The organism is Streptomyces sp. NPDC002640 (assembly GCF_053592575.1).
This window is the reverse complement of sequence record NZ_JBSFVZ010000002.1, coordinates 26,964-43,039: the sequence shown is the minus strand read 5'-3', so window position 1 is coordinate 43,039 and position 16,076 is coordinate 26,964. Positions and strand designations below refer to the sequence as shown.

Annotated in this window: 12 protein-coding genes; 8 read left to right on the top strand and 4 right to left on the bottom strand. The window is 75.1% G+C overall.

Annotated elements, in window-relative coordinates:
• Positions 1-7: 7 nt before the first annotated feature.
• Positions 8-1,636 (bottom strand): N-acyl-D-amino-acid deacylase family protein, encoded by a 1,629-nt coding sequence (locus tag ACWD3O_RS02840; protein WP_451410704.1) that lies wholly within the window; start codon positions 1,634-1,636, stop codon positions 8-10.
• Between the two features lie 43 nt (positions 1,637-1,679).
• On the bottom strand, positions 1,680-2,954 hold the full coding sequence (locus ACWD3O_RS02835) for an amino acid deaminase (protein WP_451414665.1): 1,275 nt from the start codon (positions 2,952-2,954) through the stop codon (positions 1,680-1,682).
• A gap of 86 nt (positions 2,955-3,040) precedes the next feature.
• On the opposite strand from ACWD3O_RS02835, the gene ACWD3O_RS02830 reads away from it, so the two are divergent.
• From ACWD3O_RS02830 to ACWD3O_RS02815, 4 genes are all read left to right on the top strand, one after another.
• Positions 3,041-3,448 (top strand): RidA family protein, encoded by a 408-nt coding sequence (locus ACWD3O_RS02830; RefSeq protein WP_451410702.1) that lies wholly within the window; start codon positions 3,041-3,043, stop codon positions 3,446-3,448.
• A 267-nt stretch (positions 3,449-3,715) separates the two neighbouring features.
• Positions 3,716-6,529, top strand: a complete 2,814-nt coding sequence (locus ACWD3O_RS02825) for an ATP-binding protein (RefSeq protein ID WP_451414664.1) — start codon at positions 3,716-3,718, stop codon at positions 6,527-6,529.
• A gap of 84 nt (positions 6,530-6,613) precedes the next feature.
• Positions 6,614-7,324, top strand: coding sequence for a hypothetical protein (locus ACWD3O_RS02820; RefSeq protein ID WP_451410700.1), 711 nt, complete (start codon positions 6,614-6,616; stop codon positions 7,322-7,324).
• 73 nt (positions 7,325-7,397) lie between these two features.
• Positions 7,398-8,687 carry an Nramp family divalent metal transporter gene (locus ACWD3O_RS02815; RefSeq protein WP_451414663.1) on the top strand — a complete coding sequence of 430 codons (1,290 nt, stop codon included), beginning with the start codon at positions 7,398-7,400 and terminating at the stop codon, positions 8,685-8,687.
• Positions 8,688-8,719: 32 nt separating this feature from the next.
• Here ACWD3O_RS02815 and ACWD3O_RS02810 read toward each other — a convergent pair whose 3' ends face one another.
• Both ACWD3O_RS02810 and ACWD3O_RS02805 read right to left on the bottom strand, forming a co-directional pair.
• Entirely contained in the window at positions 8,720-9,355 is a 636-nt protein-coding gene (locus ACWD3O_RS02810) for a class I SAM-dependent methyltransferase (protein ID WP_451414662.1), read from the bottom strand.
• Between the two features lie 226 nt (positions 9,356-9,581).
• On the bottom strand, positions 9,582-11,312 hold the full coding sequence (locus ACWD3O_RS02805; protein ID WP_451410697.1) for a chitinase: 1,731 nt from the start codon (positions 11,310-11,312) through the stop codon (positions 9,582-9,584).
• A 323-nt stretch (positions 11,313-11,635) separates the two neighbouring features.
• Here ACWD3O_RS02805 and ACWD3O_RS02800 point away from each other — a divergent pair, with 323 nt between their 5' ends.
• The 4 genes from ACWD3O_RS02800 to ACWD3O_RS02785 all read left to right on the top strand — a co-directional run bounded on the left by ACWD3O_RS02800 (position 11,636) and on the right by ACWD3O_RS02785 (position 16,068).
• The gene (locus tag ACWD3O_RS02800; protein WP_451414661.1) at positions 11,636-12,937 is read left to right on the top strand and encodes a hypothetical protein; all 1,302 of its coding nucleotides are present in this window, start codon (positions 11,636-11,638) and stop codon (positions 12,935-12,937) included.
• Between the two features lie 101 nt (positions 12,938-13,038).
• Complete coding sequence (gene cpaB / locus ACWD3O_RS02795) at positions 13,039-13,749, top strand: Flp pilus assembly protein CpaB (protein WP_451410695.1); 711 nt, start codon at positions 13,039-13,041, stop codon at positions 13,747-13,749.
• Positions 13,750-13,759: 10 nt separating this feature from the next.
• A complete protein-coding gene (locus tag ACWD3O_RS02790; protein WP_451414660.1) occupies positions 13,760-15,385 on the top strand; it encodes an AAA family ATPase in 1,626 nt (541 codons plus the stop codon).
• Positions 15,386-15,732: 347 nt separating this feature from the next.
• Entirely contained in the window at positions 15,733-16,068 is a 336-nt protein-coding gene (locus ACWD3O_RS02785; protein ID WP_451414659.1) for a TadE/TadG family type IV pilus assembly protein, read from the top strand.
• The last annotated feature ends 8 nt before the right edge of the window (positions 16,069-16,076 follow it).

Genomic DNA, 16,076 nt, shown 5'->3' with positions numbered 1-16,076 from the left:
TGACGCGTCACCGCCCCCGCCGTACCGCCCGTCCCGCCAGGACGTCGGTGCGGCGTCCGTCCTCGACGGCGAACCGGCCGTCCACCAGGACGTACGGGATGCCCAGCGGCCCGGTCCGCGGCGCGGCGAAGGTCGCGCCCTCGGCGACCGTGGCGGGGTCGAAGAGGACCAGGTCGGCCCGGTGGCCCTCGCGGACCAGGCCCCGGTCGGTGAGCCCCAGCCGCGCGGCCGGCCGTGAGGTGAGGTGGGCGACGCACTCCTCCAGGGTCAGCACCCCCGCCTCCCGCACGTACGTGCCGAGGTAGCGGGGGAAGGTGCCGTACGCGCGCGGGTGCGGCTTGGCGCCCCGCAGGATGCCGTCGGAGCCGCCGGTGTGCGCCCGGTGCCGCATCAGCGCGCGGACGTTCTCCTCGTGGCCGACGTGCTGGAGGATCGCCGTGCCGAGCCGGTCGGCCAGCAGCAGGCGGCGCGCCGTCTCCCACGCGGAGGTCCCCGCCGCGGCCGCCGAAGCGGCGACGGTCCGTCCCACGTGGTCCGCCAGGGAGGGGTCGACCACCCCGGAGATCTCCACCGTCTCCCACTCCACCGGCACCCCGTGGCAGCCGTCCGAGCCGGTCACCTCCAGGTCCTGCCGGATCCGCTCGGCGACCGCGTCGTCCCGCAGCCGCTCCAGGATCGCCCCCGGGCCGCCCTCGCTCGCCCAGCCGGGCAGCAGCGCGGCCAGGGTGGTGGCGCCCGGGGTGTAGGGGTAGGTGTCGAAGGTCAGGTCGCGGCCCGCGTCCAGCGCCTCGTCGAGCAGGGTCAGCAGTTCGCCGGAACGGCCCTTGTTCTCCGCGAAGTTGAGCGTCGCGTGGGCCAGGTGGAGGGCGCAGCCCGCCTCCTGGGCGATGCCGATCACCTCGCGGTAGGCCTCCAGCGCGCCCGCGCCGTAGGACCGGTGGTGCGGGCAGTAGTAGCCGCCGAACTCCGCCACCACACGGCAGAGTTCGGTCAGCTCCTCACGGCCGGCGTACATGCCGGGCGCGTACGTCAGCCCGGAGGACAGGCCCACCGCGCCCTCGCGCAGCCCGTCCGCCACCAGCTCCCGCATCCGGTCCAGCTCGGCGGCGGTCGGCGGGCGCTTCTCCCAGCCCATCGCCAGCATCCGCACCGAACCCTGCGGCACCAGGTAGGCGGCGTTGACGGCGATGCCCTCGCCGTCGAACCCCCGGTCCAGCCGGTCCAGGTACCCGCCGACCGAACGCCAGTCGAAGTCGACGTCGTCCCCGGGGCCGTTCCAGCCGGCCACCGCCTGCCGCACCTCGGCAAGGGTGCGGTCGTCGACGGGCGCGTAGGAGAGGCCGTCCTGGCCGAGGACCTCCAGGGTGACGCCCTGCGCCAGCTTGGCCGAGTGGTCGGGGTCGGTGAGCAGCGCCAGGTCGCTGTGGGCGTGCATGTCCACGAACCCCGGCGCCAGGGCGAGCCCTTCCGCGTCCAGCATCCGCGTGCCGACCGGGCGCTGGCAGCCGGCCGCCGCGGCCTCGCGGACGATCTGCACGACGCGGCCGTCCTTCACGGCCACGTCGGCCCGGTAGGACGGCCCTCCCGAGCCGTCCACCACCTCGGCGTCCCGGACGACCAGATCGGCGAGGTGCATGGCGGCTCCAGAGGGGCTGCCGGTCAGGAGGACCGGCTGTCGGTCAGAAGAAGGTGCGGATGTAGTCCACCACCGTGCCGTCCGCCTCGACCAGGGGGATCAGCTGCCACTTGTCGAAGACGGTGCACGGGTGCGAGAGCCCCATGCCCACCCAGTCGCCGACCTCCAGGTCCGCGCCCGGGGCGGTCTCCAGCCAGGCGTGCTGGTCGGAGAGCTTGGTGACGGTGACGCCCTCGGCCTCCCGCTCGGCCCCGCCGCGGCGCACCACCTGCGCCTCGGGCATCCCCAGGTCGTAGGCGGCGTCCCGCTTGCCGGCGTTGAGGAAGGCCTGCCCGCCGGCCGGGCGGGAGACGACCTGCGCCCACAGCCGGAAGGCGGGCTCCAGCGCGCCCTCCTCGGGGATCCGGGTGAACGGCGTGACCGTCCGGTAGTGGCCGTCGTCGTGCGAGACGTAGGCGCCGGAGCGCAGCAGCTTCAGCGCGGGCAGGCTGAGGGCCGGCAGATCGGCGAAGACCTCGGCGACCGTGTCGAACCAGGCGCTGCCGCCCGCGCTGACCACGATCTCCTCCAGGCCGGTGCCGGCGAACAGCCCCGCCCCGTCCAGCTTCGCGGCCAGTTCCACCAGCCGCACCAGCCAGGCGCGGACCCGCTCCGGCGTGGCGTCCGGGACCTCGCCCTCGTAACCGGCCACGCCCGCCAGCCGCAGCGAGGGCGCCGCGGCCACCGCCTCGGCGACGGCCAGGCACTCCGCCTCGGTGCGCGCCCCGGTCCGGGCACCGTCCCCGGCGGCCAGCTCCACCACCACGTCGACGGGCCGCCCGGCGTCCGGGCCCAGGGCGGCGCTCATCAGTTCCACCCCGCGCACCGAGTCGGCGTAGCAGACGAGGCGGAAGGACGGGTCGGCGCGCAGCTCGGCCGCGATCCAGCGCAGGGCGGCCGGGTCGACCAGTCCGTTGGCGAGGAAGATCCGCCGCACGCCGAAGGCCCGCGCCACCCGCACCTGGTGCGGCACGGCCAGCGTGATGCCCCAGGCGCCTTGGTCGAGCTGGTCCCGGAAGAGGCGCGGGGCCATGGTCGTCTTGCCGTGCGGGGCGAACGCCAGGCCGTGGCGCTCGGTGTACTCCTTCATCAGCCGCAGGTTGTGCCGCAGCCGTTCCGCGGAGAGGGTGAGCACCGGGGTGGTGAAGCCGCCGGTGAACAGGTTCCGCCGCTGGGCGGCCAGTTCGCCCACGGTCAGACCGTCCGCGTCCGGCGGCAGGCCCCTGAAGCGGTGGTCGATCCGCTCCTCGGCGAGACGGGCGACGGCATCCGCGGACATTCGGCCTCCTGTGCGCTGGGGGGTGCGGGGCTGGTTCACTCTCCCATGATCGGAACGCCGCCCACGAGCACCCGGAGGATTCCCGCATGACCGAGAAGACCGCGCTGACCCCCGCCACCCACACCGCACCGCCCGCGGCCTTCTCGCACGGGCTGCGCAAGGGCAACATCCTGCAGGTGGCCGGACAGGTCGGCTTCCTGCCCGCCGAGGAGGGCAAGCCCCCGACGCCGGCCGGTCCCACGCTGCGCGAGCAGACCCTGCAGACCCTCGCCAACGTCAAGGCCGTGCTCGACGAGGGCGGCGCCGGCTGGGACGACGTGATGATGCTCCGCGTCTACCTGACCGACGTGGACCACTTCGCGGAGATGAACGAGATCTGGAACGCCTACTTCGCCGAGCACCTCACCCAGCCCCCGGCCTGCCGGACCACCGTCTACGTGGGCCTGCCGCCCGGGCTGCTGATCGAGATCGACGCGCTGGCCGTCCTGGGCTGATCCGCCCGGTCCGCGGTCCCCGCCGGGCCACGCCGACGAGGCCCGGCGGGGACCTCTCCTTCGCGGGGCGCCCACATGATGGCCCCCATGTTCCCCGGCGCCCGCGAAGGAGGACCGCGCTCGACGGTCCCCCGGTCCCGGTGAGTGCGGCCGGACCCATCCTGACCCCCCGACGCGTTGACCACCCGGCGCCCGGGCGCCACTGGACAATTCCCGGTCAACGTGAGATCAAAGCGAGCATCGCCGATTGGCCGGGGGGCACACGTCATGGGACGCCGGGAGAAGCCGATCGAGCCCGGGCAGGGGAAGGCCGCCGACTTCGCGGCGGACCTCCGCGCGCTGCGGCGCCGCACCGGCAACGTGCCCTACCGCGAACTCGCCTCCCGGGTCCCCTACTCGGCCTCCAGCCTCTCCGCCGCCGCCTCCGGGCACCGGCTGCCGGGCTGGCCGGTGGTCGCCGCCTACCTGGAGGCCTGCGGGGTCGCCGGCACCGCCGAGTGGTACCGCCGCTGGCGGGACGCCGCCGGCCTGCCCCCGGAACCGGCCCCCGGCCCCGCCCCGCCGGCGCCGCACCCGCCCGCCGCGCCCGCCGCGCCCGACGGGGCGCCGGGCACGCCGCCCCACGGCCACGGAGGATCCCACGGCGGATCCCACGGCCACGGAGGACCCCACGGCCACGGAGGATCCCACGGCGGATCCCACGGCCACGGAGGACCCCACGGCCACGGAGGACCCCACGGCCACGGAGGACCCCACGGCGGATCCCACGGCCACGGAGGGCCCCACGGAGGACCGCCCGGACCGGCGGCGGGCCCCCGGTCCTGGGCGGCCACCGCCCCGGGAGCCCGCGCCCCGGTGGCCCGCGCCCCGGCGGCCGGCGCCCCGGCGGCCCGTGGACCGGACGGGACGGTCACCGGGACGGGTGGCTTCGCCGAGGGCCGCGCACCGCGCGGCGTACCCGACCCGCCCACCCGCTTCGTCGGCCGCGGACGTGAGGTCGACGAGGTCTGCCGGCTGCTGGACGACCACCGGCTGCTCACCCTCACGGGCGTCGGCGGCGTCGGCAAGACCCGCCTCGCCCAGCGCGCCGCCCGCACCGCCGGCCTGCTGCTGCGGGACGGCGCCTGCTGGGTGGAGCTCGCCGAGGTCACCAGCCCGGACGTCCTGCCGTACGTCCTCGTCGAAGGCCTCGGGCTGGCACCCGTGCCGCCGCAGTCCACCCCGGAGGACCACCTGGTCGGCGCGCTGCGCGACCGCGAACTGCTGCTGGTGCTGGACAACTGCGAGCACCTGGCCGCCGCCTGCGCCCGGCTCGCGCACCGGCTGCTCGCCGCCACCACCGGCGTCCGCCTGCTCACCACCAGCCGGCTGCCGCTCGGCCTGGCCGCCGAACGCCTCTACGTGGTGCCGCCGCTGCCCGAGGACGCCGCGCTCGCCCTACTCACCGACCGCGCCGCCCTGCTGTCCGGCGCCGCCTGGTCGGCGGACGACCTGGAACACGCCCGCGCCGTCATCCGCCGTCTGGACGGCCTGCCGCTGGCCATCGAGTTCGCCGCCCGGCGGCTGCGCGCCCTCTCGCCCGGCCAGCTCCTCGACCGCCTCGACGAGCGCCTGCCGCTGCTCAACAAGGGCGACCCGGTGGCCCCCGAACGGCACCGGTCGCTGCGCGCCATGCTCGACTGGAGCCACCAGCTCTGCACGCCCGCACAGCAGCGGCTCTGGGCCCGGCTGGCGGTCTTCACCGGCTCGGTGTCGCTGGAGGCCGCGTCCGCCCTGTGGGAGGACACCGGGAACCCCGCGCCCGGCGAGGACGCCGCCGCCCGCCCGGGCCGCGGCACGGACGGGCGGGAGGACCCGGAGGAGCTGCTGGACGCCCTCGACGGCCTGATCGGCCACTCCCTGCTGCTCACCGAGCCCGGCGACGGCGACGGCCTGCGCTACACCATGCTCGAGACGGTCCGCGAGTACGGCCGCGACCGGCTGGCCCGCGCCGGGGACCTCGACCAGGCCCGGGACCGGCACCTGCGGTGGATCCGCGACCAGGTGCGCGACGCCCACGAGCGCTGGGCGGGCCCCGGCCAGGGCCGGCGCCTGGACCGGCTGCGCCGCGAACTGCCCAACATCCGCCACGCCATGGAGTACGGACTGCGCGAGGGCGCCGGGCCGGGGCAGGCGCTCGCCGCCCTCGACGTCGCCCGCCGCATGCAGTGGTACTGGACGGCCACCGGGACGGCCGGCGAGGGCACCGGCTGGGTGCGCCGCGCCCTGACGGCCACCGCGGCCGCCGACCACGACCCGCGGGTCCGCGCCGCCCGCACCCGGGCCATGGCGGCCTGCGCGTTCCTGTGCGTGTTCCCCGCCCACCTGGAGGCGGCCGGCGAGTTCGCCGACGCGGCCGTCGCACGGGGCCTCGCCGAGGGCGATCCGGCCTCCGCCGGCTGGGGCGAGACGGTGCTGGGCCTGTCCGCCGAGATCAGCGGCCGCCCGGACTCCGCGCTCACCCACCTGTGGGCGGGGCTGGAGCACTTCGAGGCGAGCGACGACCGCTACGGCGAGCAGCAGCTGCTCAGCATCCTGGCGAGTGCGCTGTGGGCGGTGGGCCGGCGGGAGGAGTCGGCGGCGTGCGTGGACCGCGGCCTGCGCGTCGCGCACGCGCTGGGCGAGACCTGGCACCGGCCCTACCTGCACTGGGTGCTGTCCCTGAACCGCGTCACCGAGCGGCGGCTCACCGGGCCGGACGGCGCGCTGGCGCACGCCCGCGCGGTCCTGGAGCCCCAGCGCGTCTTCGCCGACCCGCGCGCCCTCGCCCTGGGGCACGACGCCCTCGCCCACAGCGCCTGGCTGCTGGGGCGGCACGAGGACGCCGCCCGCCTGTTCGGCGCCTCGCAGGCCTGCTGGCCCGGCGAGGAGACCACGCTCGTCGCCTACCGGACGGATCCTCTGGGCACCGAGGAGTGCGTGGCCGACCTGCGGGCCGTGCTGGGGGAGGAGGGCTGTGCCCGGGCCTGGGAGGAGGGGGCGAGGACACCGCCCGAGGACGCGCTGGAGCGGTCCATCCGTTTCGCCGCGGATGCCATGTAAGTCCCCCGCGAACCTCACCTGTTCCTCGTAACGATGCGACGACGGGTTTTCCGCGGGGTGCGGTCGTGGACCATACTGCGGGCTGTGGAGCAGAGCATCGGTTCGAACACCAAGCCCCTGACCCCGCCCGCCGCCGTGGACCCGGCCCTCATTCCGGGGCTGACGGTGCCGGTGGCGGCCGACGGCACGCCCGAGGACGCCCCGCGCGACGCGGCGCCGGACGCGGCCGCCGTGGAGGACGCCGCGCCGGAGCCGGAGGAGGCCGCGGGAAGCGGCGCCGCCGACGCCGCCGAGGCCTCCGACGACGCCGCGGATTCCGCGGAGGAGCCGGCCGAGGACTCCGGGGCCGGTGCGGAGGCCGCCGCCCCGGTGCCGGACGGCCCGGTCTTCGAGGCCAAGGACTTCCGCGCGCGCATCGTCGCCGACCACGCGGGCATCCGCCTCAGCCTGGACGACCAGGAGTGCGACTTCCGCTGGGACGAGATCGGCGCCGTGGAGACGTCGACCTCGCGCCTCGGCAAGCGGTACACGGTCGTCGTCCACACCCCGGAACGCCGGTGGTACTGGATCGAGGTCGACGCCAAGTCCCGCGCGGACGTCTCCCGTTGGGAGACCGAGCTGGACGCCGTCCTCGACGCCTACTTCGAGGAGGCGACCGAGGAGTCCGCGGAGCCCGCGGACTCGGCGGAACCGGTGGAGCCCGCCGGGTCCGGGACCGAGGCCGAGGCCGCCGTGGACGAGAAGGCCGCCGGGGACAAGAAGGCCGCCGGGGACGAGAAGCCCGCCGGGGCCTGAACGGGCCGGGGTGAAGGGTTCCGTCCTGCCGGGACCCTTGCCCGGGGGCGGTGTTGTCCGTTAGGTGATCACCATGGCTGACAACGCGAGCAACAACCCAACCCGCAAATCGAGTTGGAAGTACATCGGCCCGGGCATCGTCGTCGCGGCGACAGGTGTCGGGGCGGGTGACCTGGTGGCGACCCTGGTGGCCGGCGCCAACTTCGGCTACACGCTGCTCTGGGCCGCCGTCATCGGCTGCGTGGTCAAGATCGCCCTCGCCGAGGCGGCCGGCCGGTGGCACCTGTCCACCGGCCGCACCCTGTTCGACGGCTGGGCCTCGCTGGGCAGGTGGACCACCGCCTTCTTCGTCGTCTACGTCGTGATCTGGGGCTTCGTCTACGGAGCCGCCGCCATGTCGTCGAGCGGACTGCCGCTGCAGGCGCTCTTCCCCGGCGTGATGGACCTGGAGTGGTGGGCGGTCGCGACCGGTCTGGTCGGACTGGTCTTCGTCTGGTTCAACCGGTACGCCGTGTTCGAGAAGGTCATGACGGTCCTCGTGGGTGTCATGTTCCTGGTGACCGTCTACCTGGCGATCCGCGTCGTCCCCAATCTGGGTGGTCTTCTCGCCGGCCTGCTGCCGGTGCTTCCCGACGGCCAGGACTCCGTCCTCAACACCCTGGGCCTGATCGGCGGCGTCGGCGGCACCATCACGCTGGCCGCCTACGGCTACTGGGTCAACGCCAAGGGCTGGACCGGCCCCGGCTGGATGAAGGTCATGCGCCTGGACAACCGGGTCGCGTACATCACCACCGGCGTCTTCGTCGTCGCCATGCTCATCGTCGGCGCCGAGCTGCTGCACTCCTCGGGCGTCGCGATCGCCTCCGGCGACAAGGGGCTGATCCAGCTCGGCGACATCCTGGAGGAGGAGTACGGCGCGGCCACCGCGAAGTTCTTCCTGATCGGCTTCTTCGCGACCTCCTTCACCTCCCTGATCGGCGTCTGGCACGGCGTGAGCCTGATGTTCGCCGACTTCGTCGCCCGCTACCGCACCAAGCGGGCCGCCACCGGCGAGGAGGTCGCCGAGGGCCGCCGCGAGAGGTCCTGGGCCTTCCGCGGCTACCTGCTCTGGCTGACCTTCCCGCCGATCGTGCTGCTCTTCCAGGGCCAGCCGTTCCGCCTGATCATCATCTACGGCGTCCTCGGCGCGGCCTTCATGCCGTTCCTCGCGCTCACCCTGATCTGGCTGCTCAACTCCTCGCGCACGCCCGCGGAATGGCGCAACGGCGTGCTGAGCAACGTGATGCTCGCGGTCGCCGGACTGCTCTTCCTGGTGCTGTGCGTCAAGCAGGTCTGGGACCAGGACTGGGCCGCGTTCTTCTAGCTCCTCCCGGGAGCCGGGGCCCGGCCGCCCGTTCAGGAGGTGTGGCGCTCCGCCCGCAGCACGGTGTCGTGGACGGTGACCTCGCGTCCCTCGTAGGTCGTCGTCCTCGGCCGGGCGTCCTGGGTGCGGACGGTCCAGCCGCCGGCCGGGAGCAGGTCCCCGGCCAGTTCCTCGGCCGTGCTGAACAGGTCGGGCTCCGGAGGGCGCGGGACCACGCCGTCCGTGAGGTCCCGGGGGTGGTGGGCGATCACCACCAGGCTGCCGCCCGGGGCGACGGCCTGGGCGAGCCCGGCGAAGACCGGACGGCGGGTGGCGGACGGCAGGTGCAGGAACGCGGTGACCACCAGGTCGTAGGCGCCCGCCTCCGGAAGCCAGTCGAGCACGTCGGCGCGCCGCCAGGTGACCCGGGCGGCCAGCTCCGGCGGCGTGTGCGCGGCGGCCCGCTCCAGGGCCACCTCCGAGACGTCGGTACCGGTGACCGTCCACCCCTGGCGCGCCAGCCAGAGGGAGTCCGCGCCCTCCCCGCACCCGACCTCCAGCGCCCGGCCGGGCGTCAGGCCGGCCACCTCGTCCACCAGGGCGGGGTTGGGGTTCCCGCTCCACAGACGGTCGGCGGAGGAGTAGCGGTCGTCCCAGAACGCGGCGGTGTACCGCGGGTCGTCGGTCATGGGCCGCAGGGTATCCGACCACCTCGGTGAGATCGTGCACGTCGCGGCGGCGGGAGCCGGCCAGGGCGCCGGGCCCGGGAACAGACCCGGCCTGGGAACGGAGCCGGCCCGGGAGCAGACCCGGCCCCGGGAACAGACCCGCCCCCGGGGCCGGGAAGGCCGCGGGGGCGGGCCCGCCTCCGTGGCGGGGGGAGGGTGCGGAGGCGGGGCGGGGGAGCCGGGAGGCTCAGCCGAGGGCGTGGACGTGCGGGCCGACGGCGTTGGACCAGGCGTTGCCGGCGGTGGCGTCCCAGTTGGTCGACCAGGTCATCGCGCCGCGCAGGTCCGGGTAGGCCTTGGACGGCTTGAAGGAGCCGCAGTTGGTGAGCTTGGTCAGGCAGTCCAGGGCGTTGTTGACGATGGTCGGCGAGACGTAGCCGCTGCCCGCGCCCCGGGTGGAGGCGGGGACGCCGATGCCGACCTGGGAGGGCGCGAGCCCGCCCTCGAGCTGGATGCAGGCGAGCGCGGTGAGGAAGTCCACCGAGCCCTGCGAGTAGACCTTGCCGTCGCAGCCCAGCATGGAACCGCTGTTGTAGTACTGCATGTTGACGACGGTCAGGATGTCCTTGATGTTGAGCGCCGTCTGGAAGTACGAGTTCGACGTCGACTGCATGTCGATGGTCTGCGGAGCCATGGTGATGATCAGGTTCGGCCCGGCCTTCGCCGACAGGGCGCGCAGCGCCTGCGTCATGTAGGTGGCGTTGAGGCCGTTCTCCAGGTCGATGTCGACGCCGTCGAAGCCGTACTCCTGCATCAGCGCGTACACCGAGTTGGCGAAGTTGGTGGCGGAGGCGGAGTCGGCCACGCGGACCGAGCCGAGCTCGCCGCCGACCGAGATGATGACCTTCTTGCCCGCCGCCTGCTTGGCCTTGACGTCGGCCTTGAACTGCGCCTCGGTGTAGCCGTTCAGGCCGGCCGAGTCGAGGGTGAAGTCGACGGTGCCCGGCGTGGCCGTGGCGTCGGCGAAGGCCACCGCGATGATGTCGTACTGGTTCTGGACCTGGGCCAGGGTCTGCACCGCGGCGCCGTTGTTGAAGTTCTGCCAGTACCCGGTGACCACGTGCTTGGGCAGGGCCCCGCCGCCGCCACCGCCGCCGGTGGCCTGGGTGGTGGCGTTCACGGTCGCCGACCTGGCGGACTCGCCGGCCGCGTTGGTGGCGGTGACCTGGAACGAGTACGCGGTGGACGCCGTCAGCCCGGTGACCGTGGCCGAGGTGCCGGTGGAGGTCGCCACCCGGGTGCCGTTGCGGTAGACGGTGTAGCCGGTGGCGCCCTGGACGGTGTTCCAGGTGAGGGACACGGAGGAGGACGTCGTCCCGGCGACCGTCAGACCGGCCGGGGCCGCGGGCACGGCCGGCTGCTCGGGCTCGCCGCCCCCGCCGCCTCCGCCGTCGGGCCCGAAGACCGAGAAGTCGTCGACGTGGTAGGCGGCCTGGCCGTACCAGCCGTGGGTGTAGACCGTCACCGAGGTGGTGTTGGCGCCCGTCGTGAAGGTGGTCCGCAGCTGCTTCCAGGAGGCGGAGTCCGGGGTCCAGGTGGACGTGTCCGTGGTGCCGGTGCCGGTCACGCCCAGGTAGGCGTAGCCGCCCTGGACCCAGGAGCTCAGCGTGTAGGTGGAGTTGGGCCGCACGGCGACCACCTGGGTGCACCGGGCGTTGTCCTGCCCGGCCGGGGTGGCCTTGAGGGCCCGGGAGCCGCCGTGCACCGGGGAGGTGACGGCCGCGCCACTGCCCGCCGAACAGGTCCAGTCGGTGAGACCCGACTCGAAGCCGCCGTTGCGCACGTTGTTCACGTCGGCCGCCGCGGCCGGGGTGACGGCCAGGGCGGTGCCGGCCAGGGCCAGCGTGGCGGTCAGGGCCGTCGCGAGTAGACGGGGTCTCGCCGGGGGAGGAGTGGTGGTGGAGCGCGTGAGCTGCATGGGGGCTCCCTGCGGATGAGGGGTGGGAGGTGCGGGGTCGCCGAGGAGGCCGGACGGCCGGAAGGCCGTTCCTCCGACGGCGGGTTCAAGCCGGTCTAGACCAACTTGGTCCAGACCAATGCCGGTGTCAAGAGTGATGCGTCCACGGCAACTGAGGTGCGGTGAGCGCCGGTTGGCGCATATGCCGACACGGCGTGATCATCGGACAGGTCGCGGTTGAGACGATCTCGACCAATCAGGTGTCGGACGCCGGAACCCGGGGATATCGTGCTGGTGAATGCGCTGCGCACGTGAAGACGGGGGCCGACGGGGAGGGTGGAGCGGTGCCGACTGCCATCAGCGTGTCCGGTTCCGGCCTGGTACTCCCCTCCGACGACCGGCACACCCCGCCCGCCGTCCTCCAGCCCCGGGCGACCGTCGAGGAGACCGTCTACGAGCTCAACGCGCTGGTGGAGCAGCAGGGTTACGTGGTCGCGGTGCACCCGGCGGTGACGGACCCCGCGGTCGTCCGCCGGCTGCACACGGCCCGCTCGCTGCTGGAGACCGACCGCGTCGCCATCGTCCCCGCCGACCTCCCGCCGCTGGGCGTCGCCGTACTGGTGCGCCAGCTGCGGCAGTTGAGCGTCTGCGACTTCGGGCCGGGTGTTCTCGCCTCGGCGGCGCGGCTGCTCGCGCACTACATCTACGCCGGGGCGCTGCTCAACTCCGTGGCCAAGCTTGACCATGTGCCCGTGACACTGACCGCGCACGCCAAGTCCTGGATGCCGGGTGCCCAGTTCGCGGTGCTGGCGACGCCGCGGCCCGCGCTGGTGCGGCTGGGTGGCGAGGACCGGCTGCCGGGGCCGGAGTTCGCCACGCGCATGGTGTCCGCCACCGGCCAGGGGTTCGGCGGCGCCACCCCGCCGGACTGGGTGAGCGCGACGCTCGCGCCCGGCTGGCGGGTCCAGCACTTCTCGACGGTGCCGGCGCCGGCCGAGTCCGCGTCCTGGTGGGGGACGCCCAAGCTGGTCGAGTTCGCCGCGGGGCTGCCGGACGTCTCCGTGCTGTACCAGCTGGTGTCCTCCGTGCGGCGGGACCTCTGCCGGTGGTGCCGGCTCGAGATCATCGGTGACCGCTGCGCGTTCTGCTCCTCGCCGCTCGCCCCGCCGCCCGAGTTCCCGGCCGCCACCGCCACCTCCCACGCCACCGGGGCCGTGTCCGCCCGGGCCGCCGCCCCGGCCGGACTCACCCGGGCGCCGGGGCCCGCCGCCGCCATAGGGCCCGGCGGAGGCCCCCGCACCGGCGCCGACGGGCTGCGCCCGATCCCCGCCCCACGGCCGTCCGCCCCGGGCCCCGCGACCCGGCCGGGCTCGGGCACCACGGCGGCCGGGCCCGCCCCGGTGCCCGCGCAGCGGCCGGGCGCTGGTGCCGCCGCGGCCGTCGAAGCCTCCGGGGATCACGGGGCCGGCGGCGTCGCCGGGGCCGTCCGGCGTCCTGGCACGCCGGAGGGGTACGACTGGGGCGGGTCCGTGCCGGGCGGTGAGGCGCGGAGGGGGCACGACCCGCGCGGGCGCGCGCCCGGTGAGGGCCGGACGGAGGGGCCGCCCGCTCCCGGAGGACCGGTACCGCCGCCCCCCGCACCCTGAGCCCGACGCGAACGACGAGACCGACGGGCCCGACGAGGCCGACAGAACAGAACCGACAGAACAGAACCGCACCGCCCCCGACCCTCGAGGTGAGACAGACCGTGAACTCCCGCCAGCGCCGCGGCGTCCTGCTGCTGGTCCTCTCGGTGGCCGCCGCCCTCGCGGCGTTCGCCGGAGTGCTCGCGGTGGTCCGCGACGTGAACTCCAAGGTCGGCCCCGAGGTGACCGCCTACCGGCTGAAGGCGGACGTCGCGCCGTACCAGGAGCTGGACCCCGGCCAGTTCGAGAGGATCAGCATGCCGGAGCGCTGGCTGTCCGCGACCGCCGTCACCGACCTGTCCGAGATACGCGGGAAGATCGCCGTCACCCAGCTCCGCAAGGGCTCCCTGCTCCAGTCCGACATGGTGGTCGACCGCCCCGAACTCCGGGCCGGGGAGCAGGAGATCGCCATCATGATCGACGCCTCCACCGGCGTCGCCGGCAAGATCACCGCGGGCGCGCGGGTCAACATCTACGCCACCTTCGAGGGCGAGGAGAAGGCCCAGGACCAGTCCCGCCTCATCGTGCAGAACGCCCGCGTCATCGACGTCGGCAAACTGACCGCCCTCCAGCCCGACGGCAGCGGCGCGAACCGCCGCGCCGCCACCGAGGCCGTGCCGATCACCTTCGCCCTCTCCGCCGCCGACGCCCAGCGCGTCGCCTACGCCGAGTCGTTCGCGGAACACGTGCGCCTCGCCCTGGTGGCCGGCGGCGACGACGGCTCCGTGCCGTCCGCCGACCGGACGTACACCCTCGAGCAGGACAAGCAGTGAGGGGCCGCCGATGAGCGTCCGCATCCTCCCCGCCGTGGGAGACGTCGACTCCGCCCGCGCCCTCGCGGCACTCCTCGACCAGCTCCCCGACGTCGTCCCCGCACCGCCCGTGCACGACTCCGCCACCCTGCTCGACGCCCTCGGCGCGGGCGCCGCCGAGTCGGTGGACGAGCTGCCCGAGGTGGTCCTGGTCCACGAGCGGATCGGCCCGGTGCCCGCGCTGGAGCTGATCCGCGAGATCGTCCTGCGCCACCCCGCCGTCGGCGTCGTCCTCATCACCGCCGACTCCTCCTCCACCACCCTCACCGCCGCCATGGACTCCGGCGCCCGCGGCATCGTCACCCTCCCGCTGAGCCCCGAGGGCCTCGCCGAACGCGTCCACGCCGCCGCCACCTGGGCCGCCGGGATGCGCCGCCACCTCTCCGCCGGAACCGGCGGCGACCCGTACGGGCGCGGGGCGGGCGGCACCGTGGTCACCGTCACCGGGGCCAAGGGCGGCGTCGGCGCCACCGTCACCGCCGTGCAGCTCGCCCTCGCCGCCCGCGCCTCCGGCCGCACCGTCGCCCTCGTCGACCTCGACCTCCAGGCCGGCGACGTCGCCTCCTACCTCGACGTCCAGTACCGGCGTTCGGTCGCCGACCTGGCCGGCATCCACGACATCAACCCGCGGGTCCTTCAGGACGCCGTCTACACCCACGACAGCGGCATCGCGCTGCTCCTCGCCCCCGCCGAGGGCGAACGCGGCGAGGAGGTCGCCGACCGCACCGCCCGCCAGATCCTCGCCGTCCTGCGCTCCCGCTACGACGTCGTCGTCCTGGACTGCGGGGCGCGGATGGACGCCGCCACCGCCGCGGCCGTGGAGTCCGCGGACCACGCGCTGCTGGTCGTCACCCCCGACGTGATCGCGGTGCGCGCCGCCAAGCGCATGGTCCGCCTCTGGGACCGGCTCCAGATCCGCAAGGCCGAGGACACCCTCACCGTCGTCAACCGGCACGCCCGCGGCTCCGAGATCAACCCGCAGCTCGTCCAGCGGGTCACCGGCACCCGCACCGCCGCCACCCACGTGCCCGCCGCGTTCAAGGAACTGGCCGCCGTGGTCGACGCCGGGCGGCTCCAGGACCTCGACGCCAAGTCCTCCGTGAAGCGCGCCCTGTGGACGCTGGCGGGCGAACTCGGCCTGGTCGCCGCCGCGTCCGACGACGAGACCGGCGGGCGGGGCCGCCGCCGCAAGCCCGGCGGGGGGCTCGCCCTGCGCCGCGGCGCGGGCGACCGGGGCTCCGTCACCCTGGAGTTCGCCGGGATCTTCCCGATCCTGCTCGTCGTGATGGGGCTGCTCTGGCAGGCCGTGCTCTGGGGCTACACGTTCTCCCTGGCCGGCAACGCCGCCGACGAGGCCGCCCGCGCCGCCACCGCCGCCCACGCCGTCCACGGCGACGTGGCCGGCGCCTGCTCCGCCGCGGGCACCCGCAACCTCCCCGACGCCTGGAGCGGCGCCGACATCAGCTGCGCCGCCGACGGCGACCTGATGCGCGCCACGGTCCGCGCGGACGTCCCCCTGTTCTTCCCCGGCGTCGACGCGGGCTGGTCCGTCAACGGCACGGCGGGGGCGGCGCTCGAGGGGGGTGACCTCGGATGACGACGACCGCGGGTCCCCGCGCGGCGGGTGAGGCCCGCTTCGGCACGGCGCGTGGGGTGGGTTCCCGCGCGGCGGGTGAGGGGCGTTCCTGCTCCGGCACGGCGCGTGAGATGGGTTCCCGCGCGGCGAGGGAGGCCCGCCTCGGCACGGCGCGTGGGGAGGGCCCCAGCGCGGCAGGTGAGATGCGCTCCTGCTCCGGCACGGCGCGTGGCGCGGCCCCCTGTGCGGAGGCGGAGTGCGGAGGCCCCCGTGCGGAGGCGGCGCGCGGAGGCCCCCGTGCGGCGGAGGCGGCGTGCGTCCCTGCCGGGCTGGGCGGGCGGCTGCGGCGGGCCCGCGGTGACCGCGGGGTGTCGTCGCTCGAGCTCGCGGGCTATCTGCCCGTCCTGATCGTCGTCGCCATGGCCGCCCTGCAGCTCGGCCTCGTCGGCTACGGCGCCAACCAGGCCGGCACCGCCGCCCGCGCCGCGGCCCGCGCGGCCTCGCAGGACGGCGACGGCACGGCCGCCGGCGCCGCCGCCGTGAGCGACTGGCTCGACCCCGCCGTCAGCACCGCCCCCGGACCCGAGACCACGACCGCCCGGGTGACCGTGCACGTCCCGTCCGTGATCCCCCTCTTCGGGGACGGCTGGGACGTCGTCCGCGAGGCCACCATGCCCACCGACCGCACCGCCGCCGCCGGCTGACCGGGAAG